The 13,820-nt window shown below is 41.5% G+C and carries 11 protein-coding genes; 4 read left to right on the top strand and 7 right to left on the bottom strand.

The window, feature by feature from the left end:
* Positions 1–5 precede the first annotated feature (5 nt).
* The gene (locus tag BLS44_RS19610; RefSeq protein WP_090391929.1) at positions 6–3,128 is read right to left on the bottom strand and encodes a SusC/RagA family TonB-linked outer membrane protein; all 3,123 of its coding nucleotides are present in this window, start codon (positions 3,126–3,128) and stop codon (positions 6–8) included.
* A gap of 336 nt (positions 3,129–3,464) precedes the next feature.
* Between BLS44_RS19610 and BLS44_RS19605 the strand changes: the two genes are divergently transcribed.
* The 4 genes from BLS44_RS19605 to BLS44_RS19580 all read left to right on the top strand — a co-directional run bounded on the left by BLS44_RS19605 (position 3,465) and on the right by BLS44_RS19580 (position 6,874).
* Positions 3,465–3,698, top strand: a complete 234-nt coding sequence (locus BLS44_RS19605; RefSeq protein ID WP_090391928.1) for a hypothetical protein — start codon at positions 3,465–3,467, stop codon at positions 3,696–3,698.
* A 325-nt stretch (positions 3,699–4,023) separates the two neighbouring features.
* Positions 4,024–4,536 carry an RNA polymerase sigma factor gene (locus BLS44_RS19595; RefSeq protein WP_090391926.1) on the top strand — a complete coding sequence of 171 codons (513 nt, stop codon included), beginning with the start codon at positions 4,024–4,026 and terminating at the stop codon, positions 4,534–4,536.
* A 1-nt stretch (position 4,537) separates the two neighbouring features.
* A complete protein-coding gene (locus BLS44_RS19590; RefSeq protein ID WP_090391925.1) occupies positions 4,538–5,215 on the top strand; it encodes a hypothetical protein in 678 nt (225 codons plus the stop codon).
* Between the two features lie 561 nt (positions 5,216–5,776).
* The gene (locus tag BLS44_RS19580; protein WP_090391923.1) at positions 5,777–6,874 is read left to right on the top strand and encodes a Fic family protein; all 1,098 of its coding nucleotides are present in this window, start codon (positions 5,777–5,779) and stop codon (positions 6,872–6,874) included.
* Positions 6,875–6,996: 122 nt separating this feature from the next.
* Here BLS44_RS19580 and BLS44_RS19575 read toward each other — a convergent pair whose 3' ends face one another.
* The 6 genes from BLS44_RS19575 to BLS44_RS19550 all read right to left on the bottom strand — a co-directional run bounded on the left by BLS44_RS19575 (position 6,997) and on the right by BLS44_RS19550 (position 13,746).
* Positions 6,997–10,014, bottom strand: a complete 3,018-nt coding sequence (locus BLS44_RS19575; protein ID WP_218127790.1) for a DEAD/DEAH box helicase — start codon at positions 10,012–10,014, stop codon at positions 6,997–6,999.
* A 70-nt stretch (positions 10,015–10,084) separates the two neighbouring features.
* Positions 10,085–11,095, bottom strand: a complete 1,011-nt coding sequence (locus BLS44_RS19570) for a nucleotidyl transferase AbiEii/AbiGii toxin family protein (RefSeq protein ID WP_090391922.1) — start codon at positions 11,093–11,095, stop codon at positions 10,085–10,087.
* The gene (locus tag BLS44_RS19565; protein ID WP_090391921.1) at positions 11,088–11,702 is read right to left on the bottom strand and encodes a DUF6088 family protein; all 615 of its coding nucleotides are present in this window, start codon (positions 11,700–11,702) and stop codon (positions 11,088–11,090) included. The genes BLS44_RS19570 and BLS44_RS19565 overlap by 8 nt, the downstream gene beginning before the upstream one ends.
* 112 nt (positions 11,703–11,814) lie before the next feature.
* Positions 11,815–12,393, bottom strand: coding sequence for a hypothetical protein (locus BLS44_RS19560; RefSeq protein WP_143019857.1), 579 nt, complete (start codon positions 12,391–12,393; stop codon positions 11,815–11,817).
* 13 nt (positions 12,394–12,406) lie between these two features.
* Positions 12,407–13,336, bottom strand: a complete 930-nt coding sequence (locus BLS44_RS19555; protein ID WP_090391919.1) for a HEPN domain-containing protein — start codon at positions 13,334–13,336, stop codon at positions 12,407–12,409.
* Positions 13,288–13,746, bottom strand: a complete 459-nt coding sequence (locus BLS44_RS19550) for a hypothetical protein (RefSeq protein ID WP_143019856.1) — start codon at positions 13,744–13,746, stop codon at positions 13,288–13,290. Before BLS44_RS19550 ends, BLS44_RS19555 begins: the two co-directional genes overlap by 49 nt.
* Between the last annotated feature and the right edge of the window lie 74 nt (positions 13,747–13,820).

The raw sequence follows: 13,820 nt of genomic DNA, 5'->3' as shown, positions 1-13,820 counted from the left end.
CGTTTTTAGAAAGTAATTTGTACGCCACCAAGAATAGAGCGAGAAAGAGGGTAAACAATATTGTCAACACCAAACTGAGTATTCGAATTACCAAAAGAGCCAACCTCCGGATCAAACCCGGTATACTTGGTTATGGTAAACAGGTTATTCCCGCTTACATATGCCCTTATGTTGTTAAACCCTTTCGGCTTAAAAGTGTAGCCCAATGAAATGTTTTTACAACGCAGGAAGGATCCGTCTTCAAGATAACGATCCGATAAAGGGAGCCGGCCTCCCTGGCTTCCTACGGCCACCTGGTATTGCCCGCCGGTATTGGTAGTGGTCCACCTGTCGGCCAGTCCTGCCAGCACATTGCGCCCGCCTACGGGATTTTCGAGTGACCATCTGGCCAGGTTGAAGATCTTGTTGCCCTGCACACCGGAGAAAAAGGCATTCAGGTCAAACTTGTAAATGTTCAGCGTGGTGGAAAAACCATAAATGAACTTGGGGTTGGCGTTGCCGGTTATAACCCTGTCCGCATCAGATATCTTACCATCTCCATTCACATCCTTCACACGCTGGGCGCCAGGGCGGGGAGCGGTCACCGGCTGACCGGGAATGATGACATCACCTTCCTGGAACTGACCATCATATACATAGGTTTTGAACAAGCCCAGAGGTTCTCCAATTTTAAGGATATTGTAGTTATTAATGGCCACTTCCCTGGTAGAATCACCCGCCAGTGCCAGTAACTTATTGCGGTTAATGGTAAGATTGGCATTCAGGTTCCACCGGATATCATTTGACCGGATGATGTCTCCGCCTAATGATAGTTCGATCCCTTTGTTCAGGATGGATGCGAAGTTGCCGGTAACCGTTTCATAGCCGGAAGATAACGGCAGGTTTTTCTTAAAGATGAGATCTGTAGTCTTTTTATTATAAACATCTGCTACGAAATTCAGCCGGCTATCAAACAGGTCAAGCTCCAATCCTATATTTGATTGAACAGATGTCTCCCATCTTAAGTCAGGATTAGGTACGCCCACAGGTAAAATAGCTTTAGTAAGCGCATTGTTGAAAATATAATCATTCCCGGCTGATACAATAGCAAGCGACTGGTAAGGATCAACAGCCGCCTGGTTTCCTGTTTTTCCAATACTCGCTCTAAGACGTAAATTGGAGATGGCCTCCTGGTTCGCCAGGAAGCTTTCGCGCGATACGTTCCAGGCAATAGCCGCGGCCGGGAAAAAACCATACTTATTGTTAGCGCCAAACTTACTGCTGCCATCCGCCCTGGCCGTCAGATCGAGAAAATACTTACCCCTGAAATTATAGTTGATCCTCCCGAGGTAAGAGATGAGGTTGTCTTTTGTTCTGCCCGAGTTGACCGAAAAATTTCTTGCTAACTGTAATGCTTCATTCGTAGTAGCATCATTGGCAAAACCATAGCCGATGGCATAATTGTAATTGTTATTATTTTCCAAAGCGCTGAAAACACCGGTGAATTTGAAAGCATGATCTTCTGCAAATGTTTTATCATAAGTAAGAATGCTTTCGTGCATCAGCCTGATAAAATTGGTATTCATCTTCATGCCGTAGCCACCAAGACCTCCTGCCACTGAAATTTCGCCCGCAGTAAAAGCAGAAGCCGGGAAATAATAATCATTTAAGGCGTTATTGGTATTGGCGCTTAGGTTCATTCGGTATTTAAGCCCCTTTAAAATGGACAGGTCTATGTAGAAATTACTTAATAACATGTTGGTTCTGGTCACATCCATGGTTTGCAGGCCCTGAACCGGGTTTCTCAGCTCACTATAAAACGAACCATAAGGCTGCTCGCGCCACATATATACACTCCCGTCGGTATGATAGGGCTTCAATGTAGGCGGTGCACTTAAAGCAGCGCCAATCAACGATTGGGTAAGGCCCCCTCCATCGTTATTGATAGAGCCGGTTTGTACACGGTCATTTACAGAGCGTGAAAACGTAGTCGTAGTTCCTACTTTCAGCCAGCTTTTAACAGCATGGTCAATATTGAGCCGAACAGAATAGCGGTCAAATTTAGACTTCTGTACAATACCCTCCTGGCCAAAATAGTTCAGGGCCATTAATACCTGGGTTTTATCAGTACCTCCGGAAAAGCTAAGCTGGTGGTTTTGGATAGACGCTGTTCTGAAAAGAACATCCTGCCAGTCGGTTCCTACTCCAAAAGAATCGGGCTGGGTAAAACGATTGGTTTTATAGATTTCGTTCTCGATTTTTGCAAACTCGGCAGCATTCAGAACAGGAATCGTTTTAGTGATGTTTTGCACCCCATAATAACCGTCATAGTTAATCAAAGAAGATCCTGCCTTACCTTTTTTTGTGGTGATGATAATTACCCCGTTGGCAGCCTGTGAACCATAGATTGCGGCTGCAGAAGCGTCCTTCAAAACCTGTATCGATTCAATGTCATTAGGATTCAGAAATGAAAGGGAACTCACCTGGTTGGCAAATCCACCTACACCACTGATGTTACCTAAAGTAGGAGGACCTGTAACACCGCTTGCTGTTGAGTTCTGGATTTGTACTCCATCTACAATATACAATGGCTCTGACGATCCATTAATAGAATTGGTACCCCGGAGACGTACACTAATGCTGCCACCCGGCGCGGCATTGTTTTGTGTAATTTGTAATCCCGGCACCCTGCCTTGTAAACCCTGAGCCAGGTTAGCAATAGGCGTTTGTGTGAGCTCGGAGGCTTTCACAGACGTGATGGCCCCGGTAATCTCACTTTTTTTACGGGAACCATAACCAACCACCATGACTTCATCCAAACTGATATTGGCCCTTTGTAGCTGAATAGACGTTATTCCGGCGCTTTCAGCATTGACCTCTTTTTCCAGGTATCCTGAATAGCTGATCAATAATACGCTTCCCGGGGAAACGTTATTTAAAGTAAAAGAGCCATCGCTCTCAGACAGGAGGCCTATTGATGTTCCCTTTACCCGGATTGTAGCGCCACTAATAGGCAGGGCATTTTCATCGATAATCTTTCCTTTTATGGTCTGGTCTTGACCATAGGAGGCTGCTGCCAGAAAAACAACCAGTAAGGTTGATAATACGGCACGGAAAATGCCCGGCAAGTTTAAGTTTGTTCTTTTCATAAACAAAATCGTTATATACTTTAGGTTTCGTTGTTATCACAACTAAAAGCAATTTAGTTGGAATTAGTATGCAAATTTGCTAACCAATAAACAAGATGTATCGGGAACGTTGCCGAAACCGTTCCCGGAACGAAAAGTACACAAGAGCAGACCGGCTGATGGAATTCTTTCCTGTAAACAGCAAAGAAGATTCTTTAAAATAGTATACTTTAATGTGAAGTATGATTCATGCTCGTTATAGCAGGTTTTTCCTGGCAGTTTGAACCAGCAAAAACACAATCCATTCGACAACATATATTGGCCGGTTGTGACGTGGATATGATTTTTGATCACATAATGGCTGAATTAAGTTATGATGTAACAGCCACGGACAACTCGGGTTACGGAATGACGGAAGTACATCAGAAAGACGTAACTTACGATAACCGGGTACATTCATTTGCCGCCCTTGTACATATAGCAACAAAACGGGATTATAAAAAGTCGATATGCTATGAATTCCTGGGCGAATTGAATAGCCTGAAAGGACTACGATACCCGTTAAAAGAGCGGAAAGCGGTGTATATTTAATCGTTATGTGCATGCGCAGGACCGGCCCTGACACACATCAGGACAGTCGCTTGAAAAATATTTTTTGCGGACTGTGATATTTTGACCACTTGTGCGAATAATTAGGAAAATAGAAAGTTGAGCATCCAATTATTTAATCAAATGGGTAGCAGAAAAAACAGCGCCTTTGTAATCGCAATTATCTCGACACTGACCCTGGCAACAGGATGTGGAATAACCATCACAAGAAACCACTACTATGCTTATCCGGATCAAAGTGTAAAAAAATCAAACAAGAAAGAAGCACAAATCAACGGCTTTGTTAATACACCCATAGATAACAAGAATGGACGAAACTGATAAATCCGACATATTTCTCTCCGTTGTTCAATCTAATAAAGGGATCCTTTACAAGATAGCAAACTCGTATTGCAAAAATGCTGAAGACCGAAAAGACCTCGTTCAGGAAATCATTGTTCAATTATGGAAATCGTTTGACGATTATGACGACCATTTCAGGTATTCAACCTGGATATATCGAATTTCATTGAACGTTGCTATATCATTTTACCGAAAAGAGAATAGCAGGAAGAAAATAGCAACTCCTTTAACAGACGGAATTATCAATTTCCCGGACAATGACGGTTTTGGAGATAAAGAAACTGATTTGGGTGTTTTACAACGGATGATTTCCCAACTAAAAGATTTGGATAAAGCATTAATGCTCCTTTATTTGGAAGAAAAGAGTCACAAAGAAATTTCCCAAATCATAGGTATTTCAGAAACCAATGTTGCCACCAAAATAAACCGCATCAAAAGCAGCTTCAGACAAAAATTTATGCACCTTAAAAATCAATAAAATGGAAAATACAGAATTGATTAACATTTGGAAACAACAAAATGCCAAAATCGAAAAAATAGTAGCCATTAATGAGTTTCTATTGAAAGAAGCCATTAATGACAAAGCCCGGACTTCTTTGACGTCATTGATAAAATTAAAAACAGCAGGAATTATTGCTTTTGCACTTTACCTACTTCTTTTAAGTTACGCATTGGTTTATGCTTTGTTCCACTATTCCTCTGCCTGGAATTATTTTATTGTTTCCATTTCAGTAATCACTTTAGTGAACATAAAAGGCTTTGCAGACTACGTTAAACATCTTGTTTGGGCTAACCATATCAATTATAATGGCAGCATAATAGAAATTCAGCAACAATTATCACGATTGCAATTATCCATAATCAGCCACGCAAAAACAATGTGTTTTCAGTTCCCCTTTTACACCACGTTCTATTTAACCAATAAATGGTTTCCGCAGGAAGTCGGATTGGGATACATAGTTTTTCAGGCAGTCCTGACAGGCTCCTTTATTTATTTCAGCTTTTGGTTATACAAAAACCACAAACCGGAAAACTTAGACAAAAAATGGTTCAGGGATCTGATTGCAGGTTCGGGCGGTAAATCAGTAATAAAAGCAATGACATTTTATAAGGAAATGGAAGCGTATAATAGCGATGATAAGAACGCCGGCAGATAATAAGGTATTGCCGAAAGCGGGGATAAGGGCACGATTAACAGGCATGAAATCGCAAATAAAATAAGAGCGCTCTTTATACATGACTTAGAGTTGGAAGAAAGTACATGGGCAAGAGAAGCAAAATTTGGTTGATTCTGGAGCAAGAATTATTAGACGCAAAGTATTAAACAGAAGTTAACCCCCACTCAGCCCCATAAAATCTCGAAATTTTATTCACAAAAGTCAACATGTCTCAAATGAAAAAAGCAGCTACACTTTAATATGTAACTGCTTGATTTTTTGCTCCCCCTGCTGAGGAAACATTCTCTCTGATAATCAAAAACTTATGAAAAACTGGCCAATAATTCAATTTCTGCCAAAATTGCGGAAAAATGGGGATGAACCAGGCAGTTTGAACCAGTGAAAATACGTCCCTTTTGGCGGGCAATCTGCTAAATTTTCCGAAGATATTTTCTTTAGGTGGTATTTTCAAATTCAACACCTGCGGAGATTAGCTACTCTATTCTCCGCAAATTTGCGGAGAATAATTAGTATATTTGCCGCATCACCATTCTATCAAGCGTGGCAAAATATATTTATCAGCACAAGAACTGGACAAACTTTACCTGGAAGGATGAAGTAATCAACCCAGTATTTGGTGAAGTACGCCATTTGCAAGGGAAGATATCCGGACAGATGAGCGGTCTTGGATTCTCTTCAAAAGAGGAGGCAGCACTCACTACGCTTACACTTGATGTGGTAAAATCCTCGGAAATTGAAGGGGAGCAACTGAATTATGAACAGGTTCGATCTTCCATCGCAAGACGATTGGGCATAAATGCAGCCGGGCTTGTTCCTTCCAGCAGAAGTGTTGAAGGTGTTGTAGAGATGATGCTGGATGCCAGCCAGAACTATAAAAAACCAATGACCGAAGAACGATTATTTGGCTGGCATGCGGCCCTATTCCCAACAGGTTATAGTGGTATGTACAGGATTGAGGCCGGGAAATATCGTACAGAAGAAATGCAGGTAGTTTCGGGGGCAATGGGTAAGGAAAAAATTCACTATGAAGCAGTGGCGGCCAACCTGGTAAAACCGGAAATGGATAAATTCATTCAATGGTTTAACGATGATACGGCCACTGACCCGGTACTGAAGGCGGCAATCGCCCATTTTTGGTTTATCATCATTCACCCATTTGATGATGGCAACGGAAGAATAGCAAGAGCTATTACAGATATGTTCCTGGCCCGTGCAGAAAATAGCGCTGAACGATTCTATAGTATGTCAAGTCAGATAATGATCGAAAGAAAACAATATTATGCAGTATTACAAAAAGTTCAGCACAGCAGCGGAGACATTACGGAATGGTTAAGCTGGTTTCTTCATTGTCTCAAAAATGCGTTGTCAGCTACGGAAAAAACAACACAAAAAATTCTGCAGAAAGCTACGTTTTGGAAAGTACACGAGCATATCAGCTTAAATGAAAGACAGCGCCTTGTATTGAACAAGCTCCTGGATGGGTTTGATGGAAAATTAAAATCTTCCAAATGGGCTAAAATAGCAAAATGCTCTCCGGATACCGCTTTACGGGATATAAAGGACCTAATAGAAAAAGGAATTTTACAGCAAGAGCAGGGAGGTGGCCGCAGTACAAATTACGAACTGGCAGCATTTTAAGCATTGATCTTCCTGCTAAACATTACAGGCAAAAACCTGTAAATCAATTAAAGCCCCTGTAAAACGATTAAAACCCAACGATTTTACGGTAAAATGTTTAATTTATAAACATTCGCGACCATTTAAACCAACTGCTCTTCCAACGCATGTTTCCAAAGGACAAATCCCTTTTGCTCATCAGCATAATCATGCAATACCCGGCTGAAATTTTCCGGCGGAGCCGTCAAAAATCCCTGTCGCCCTTGCTTCCGGATAATATCCAGGTTTCTATCGATCTCTGTTAGTCGTTGTGGTAATTCCGAAACGCTTTTTGGAAAATGCCAAAGATAACTTGCCTCTTCTGTATCCAGTGTTTCCAGGATCATATGAAATTGCTCCATACCTTCCAAAAGAAATACAAAGGAGAATGGCTGCAATACAAACCGGATCTTTACCAAATGTCCCGCGTGATTATCGGCAAGGTACCGAAGATGCTTATGGTGTTTGTATTGAGTATATTTTAATGCATCGTCCAGCAGCTCTTCGCCTGATTCGTATAAAGGATGTTTCGTTTGTAACTGCTGCCCTAACCCATTTTTATTATCCGGGTTTGCTTTTCCAAAAAGTGGTTTAGCAATGAATTGAAATCGAACACCATCAATAATTTGCCGGTTTATCTTTTGAAGATCATCTGAAGATGCCAATTGTGCTACCAGTTGTCCTTTTTCTATCTCTGCGTAAATAGCCACTCTAATATGTTTTGACTTCAGCGCTTTTTCAAAATAGGGCTTCAGCACTTCAAATTCAGGTCGAATATCATCATGCGGTATTTCCAACTCCATTTTTATAGCTGCATCGGTTGTATATGAGAAAGCAATGCTTCCATATCTGAATTCCAGCGACTCAATCGGCACACTTATTTCCTTGTCGATCGTCACCAATTCACTTTTTTGGGGAACAGGAGCTTCGTCCTCTACCGGATCATCAAACAAAGTTGACTGGCGGATTAATTTCCTGTAATAAGTATTCCGCTTCAGGAACATTCTGTTCAGGTAGTCAATTTTAATATCACGATAATCGTATACGATTGGCGTAAGTTCTGATCGTTGCACCCGGCCTATATACTGTATCAATTTCCCTTCAAAAGAAAAAGGGTACACCAGGAATAAGCAGTTCGCATTCTGGAGGTCCGTTCCTTCACCGAAGAATTGCCCGGTTGTTATCAAAGCCTGATAACTACCGGCATTTAATAGTTTCCATTTCGCGGCGCGACTGCTTTCCATATCGTCACCACTTAATGTAACAACTTCGTAAGATTGCTTCAGGTATTGCTCTAAAGAATCAATATGTTCTTTTCGCTCTGTAAGAATAACTACCTTCTTGCCTGTGTTCAATTCACTGGTAATATCCTGTAAAACCAGTTTGTTCCGGGCAGAATCATGTACCAGGATTCTGGACAGCGTTTCAAACCGGTCTGTTTTTGAATTGAAGGGCACGTCCAGATCTGTATTTCGCACAATAATGGTGGCATGTTTGTGTTTGCCCGTTTGTTGTGCAGTTATTTCTGCAATAATTTCTCCCAGGTGAATAAAAATTAATCGACCATCATTGTATTTTCTAAAAGGAGTTGCTGTAAATCCATACAAGTAATAGCTATTGAATTGTTGGATGGTATTTCGGTAGGTCTCGGCAGGAATATGATGACACTCATCTATAAGTATTGTGCCAAATGCGTCTTTAATTTCGGCACTTTCATTTTTCGCTAATTCTTTAGCAAGACTTTGAATAGTAGCAACTGTCACATGTTCTCCAATTTTCAATTTCCCCTGGCCAATTTTCCCGATTTTTTGCCTTGAGATACCAAGAAATGCTTCAATCCGATCCATCCATTGATCCATCAATTGTTTCCGGTGCACAACGATTAAAGCCGGTTGCTGCTTGTCTGCAATGATCTTTAATCCCATAATTGTTTTGCCTGCGCCAGGAGGAGCCACAATTACGCCCATATCTTTTTTGTCAGCAGCTTCCACGGCCGGAGCCTGGTAATTTCTTAACTCCGCTTGAAAGTTGAATTGTAAGGATGCTTTCTTTTCTCTACGGTCTTCAAAACTAAAAGTAATGCCGGCATTTCTGCAAAACCGCAATAACCTGCCAGCAAATCCCTTTGGTACAATAACATCGTTTTCTGTTTCTTCAATAAACCGAAAATACCGCTCCGTGCCAAATGTATTCTTGCCGATCTTCTTTTTGATGAGAAATGCCGTGTTCGTAAAATTCAATTCTTCTTTAAGAAAGTTGATAAGTGAAAGTGGTATTGCTGATCGGTTCAATTGCAGCGTATTGTTTAGAGATATGGTTAAATGATCAGTTGCTTCTTTTTTAATAATAGTTGTATCAGCGGGTTTTCCAGCAGATATCGAATGATAGATTTCATCCAGCGTTTCACTATCCACTTTTTGAATCCCTGACAAAAAACTCCATTGATCAGGAAATGGCAACAAGGTCTGCGGATCAATAAAGCAACTGTTTCCCTGATCCCAAGCGGTCTTATGTAACGGCAATGCTATCAGGTTACCCAATCCTTTCCCCGAAAGCGTATCCTGGTTTGGGAATAACCGGTCAAAGCTTGAGTTTTTATCAAAAACAGAAACCGCGCCCGATTCATTGAGGAGCAACAGGAATATCTTTCTGCCTTTGATGGCAGGATAAGGCTCCTTGAAAAATATCCATACATGCCCGCCCTTTCCTGAGCGGGAACGCTCCAGGTAGACCGGTATTTTTTTTGCTTTGCAGCATTCCAAAAATTTTTTACTATCGGCTATCCAGTTCTGTTCATCAAAGTCCGCAGCAATAAACCAGGAGGTGTTGTTTTGCAATAAAGGGTATATTCCAATAAGTTGCTCTCCGTTTAAATGTTTAGTAAGCTGATCATCTGTAAGCTGCAAATATTTTTTATCTGCGTAATTTTGAAAAGTGCCGCCTTTCATTTTATGCGCCCGATACCGATAGGGGTCATATAAATAAGCGGGCATGTAACCACTTTTGACTTCATCGCCTGGTGAACGGGCTGGGATCTCCCAACGAGTTGCAAATACATCATCCCGACCTTTAAAAAGGGAACGGAATAATGCAATTTTTTTATTGATCTCCTGTTCAGACAAATTCAGTGATGCATTTTTAATCAACCTTTATAGAACTTGTACACGGCTTATACACTCCCTTGTGTATAAGTTAGCCTATCTCATTTATTCTTTTTTGCAATTGGATAAGTCGTTTTATGAGTTCATCAAAGCGTAACGGATTATCGTAAATCATTGTCTGAGTCATTGTTCCATAATCCCGCTCCCAATGTTTTATTATTTCCGTGGGTGGAATAAAGTTGATTTTATCCGGCGAATGATTGGCATAGTCAATTCCTGAAATTGGTGTAAATTTACTACGATGCACAACTATTGTATTATATAGTTCCGCGTTTTGCAAAGCAATTTCAGCATATTCCGTCCTGCTTAGTTTCTCAATATCGTAAAGGTGTCTGCTTAACCGTTCCACGCGTATTTTATCGGGTGCTTTCTGAAATTCTTCATGCAGCAAAAATATCTTTTCCAAAAATGTTCGTTCAGGATTTACAACAGGAATAGTTATCGGCATATCCGAAAAAGGCCGATCAGCAAATACTTCTGAAACGATGGTACCAAAACTTCTTTTTGAAAACGGCTCTTTCAGAGACCGACTACCTAATTCCACTAATACCGCGGGTTTTAAATAGCTGTCTTTTGCAATTACCGTAGGATAATAAATTTCAATAATCAATGGATCCTGGTCATGATTCTCTACCTCCCGGTATTTTATCAAAACATTGTCAAAACCCAATTCAGCAAACTTTTCTTTCAGTTCTTCAGTAAAAGTTTCTGTTATGAACTCATAGGATTTTCTCCTTAGCTTTTTGATATCACCCTTGCTCAATTTGCCTGTAAAGCCAAGAAATTCCCTATCCAGCGCCAAATCAATATCTTCCGAAAAACGTTGTATTAAATTCCACCCTTTGCTCAACGATGTGCCGCCTTTAAAAACCAAAACATTGGCATAGCTCATTGAAAAGATCATGGATAATGTTTGCACCACCCACCAATCTTTTTCTATTGCTGCTGCGGACAATCCCTTTTGTGTTGCCGATTCTTCAAAAATATCCTGACGATCTTGCTCCGATAACTGAAGCCAATATGATATTTTATTTCTATCCATCCACTAACTGTTTTAGAACAGGTAACATTATTTCTCTAATCCAGGCTGGTGCAAGGCGTATATCGTGCTCAAGCCGTGTTGGTTTTTCTTTTTTCAATAGATGCTGGATGTGTTTTATCTCCGCGTCAAGAACATTATCTTTTCCGATTGCTTTTAATGCCTGAATGGCCAAACCGCTTATTTCACCAACAGCGGCCACATTTTTGGGGCTTGCCTTTTTGAATAAGATGCTTCGCTTGCCGATTTTTATTTTTCGTGCAGAGCCGTCTGTAAGATAAACAACGTTCATAGGTACTTGTGTGGAAATCCCTAACCGGTTGAGTGCATACGCGCCTGTCGGAACAATTCTTGCCCTATCCCGCCTGGCAATAGCAATCGCAACCGATTCAAGATTTGGTGTTAATTTTCCTATCAAATCGTTCGTTGCGGGACGATAATAAATTCCCATAGCAAGGCGTTCTAATTCTCCCGTATTCACCAATCGTTCCAATGCTTTATTGGCTGATTTTGCATTTGCTATGTTGACAAAATTTTCCACGAAAAACAGCGAACCCCTCTTGGCTTTTTTTATTTTATCAAGTATTTGTATTTCAATACTTTCAGGCATTATTCTATTATATTGTTGTCGCAAATTTAGTAAAAATTTGCGACAACTTAAAAAACGCACGGATCGATGGTTTGCTTATGCATTGACTATAAAGCATAATAATTTAATACTTTTATACCTTCCTTTTATGTTTACAAGAGCCATACGCCAGCCTTACTAAACAATGCAAATGCTCATAGAATAGTACCAGGTTTCCTTTATATACTTCTTTATATCCCTTATAGGTAATCACCGCGTCCAGCATATCCAGCAGTTCCATTTGCACATATGACTGGCGAAAGGTTTTGCAAAATTGGGTAATGACTTGCCCCGGATCTTTCTTTTCATTGGCGGTCAGTAAAACCGGAGTGCTCATTTTAGCAATCATTTGCCGCGCCTCTTTTGACAATCCTTTTTGCTGCCTGCGCTTTTTGCCGGAATTTTTACATTCATTCAATATATAATAGGCTTCAATAAGCCGGAGCAGGTGCCGGATAAAATCCATCAGGTCTTCCCTTGCGCCCTCTTCACTATACGCACTATTGTCATTACATAAAGCACACTGCTGCCAGCATTGAAGCTCATCCCGCAGTTCATCCAGGTGATAATTATAAAATACTTCCCATAGGATGCGCAACGGCCGTTTACCTCCCTGGTTAAGAAAATGCCAGGATTTGTAAAAACGCTGTCTGCCGGTGGTGTTGGCTTTCATAAATTGGGTGTTTTTATTGGGAAGTATTTTGTAATTCAGACTGTAACGGTGCATTTTTAAAGCAGTTTCTGGCATCGGATAACAACTCATGTACGCACCGGACCTTTCCGGTAAGGGTCAACAATTCTTCATCCGTAATTTTATAATCTTCCTTATACCGCGTGTCTATATAAGCTTTTTGCAAAAGATTAAACAGGCGCTTGTCCTGCTCCGTTTGCCGGGGAAATATTTCCGGCAGTTGATGCGCCACCAGGCTGCTATAACGGAGCAGCCGGTCAATACTATGCGTATTTGCATGGTAACCGGTTCCCGCTTTCAGCAGCGCCCGTAATGCCTGCTCCGCCGATTGATGCAGCATAAAAGCCGCCATTTTATGCTGTTTGCGCACTCGGTATAGTTCTGCCCCCGCCAAAAACTCCCTGGCTTTTGATAATCCATCCTCCCATTGTTTAATCGCGTCCTTATTACTGATGGGGGCTTTCAGCTCCGGGATATCCTCCCGGCAAATGTGCCCAGTATCATACAGCACAGGGGCGTGTCGCCATACGGACAGAGCAAAGGGCAGACAGGCCTGCAGCCACTCCACAAAAGTGGGTGTAGCCAATACAAGTGTGGTAACCGGCAGAATGGCGCCGCAATGGTTTTCTATTTTATCCTGCCATTCATGCAGCTCTTTATTGGCAAGGTTGGGCAGCAAAATGAGGAGAGTACAATCAGACAGTTGCTGGCTGTATGGGGCCGATTCATTAAATATGCTTTCGCTTCTTTTACGGTGCAGCATTGCTCCCAGCAAAAAGATCATATCCGGAGTAGTAGTTTTTATGATCACATCCGTAAGCTGCTGTTGAAAACGGGGAAATCCCTCCGGGCACAGGTGGTAAATGCTAAACGGGTTCATTGCGCCTCCTTTTTTAATGGTGTATGCCTGGGTTTGCGGTACCATTTTTTAAACCACCAGTTTTGGTGCTTATCCCGCCATTTAGCGTACCGGTCTACCATTTTACCATTGCTTTCTCGTGGAAACAGCAGGCCAACGGCATCCATTTCCTTAAAAATTTGGCGAATGTTGGCTTCTGTATAATGCTCCTGTCCGTAACCGTGTGCAATAAAATAATTGATGAGGTGTTCTTTGGCTGAGTCCCGGCCCTTACGGTTCCAACTGCCGCAGGACAGGTTATCCATAAAATCGGTTAAAGCCTCCCGGGGCGTTACGTCCATCAGGCGGCAGAGCAGCAGGAATTGATATGGGAGAATGAAGTTGAAATCAGCAAAACGCTCATAGGCACCGGTTTGCCATTTTAGTTCCGGCTTGGGCTTGTGTTGTTTTTGTTTGCGGGTGGATGTCTTTTGCATGGCGGAAAGCATTTAAAGGTGAAGAATATGCATACAGACCAACCAAACATGCATAAAAAAGACGTGGGTTGGTC

This window comes from Niabella drilacis, assembly GCF_900101395.1.
Classification (GTDB): Bacteria; Bacteroidota; Bacteroidia; order Chitinophagales; family Chitinophagaceae; genus Niabella; species Niabella drilacis.
The sequence above is the reverse complement of the archived record's forward strand: the minus strand, read 5'-3'. Positions and strand labels throughout refer to the sequence as shown.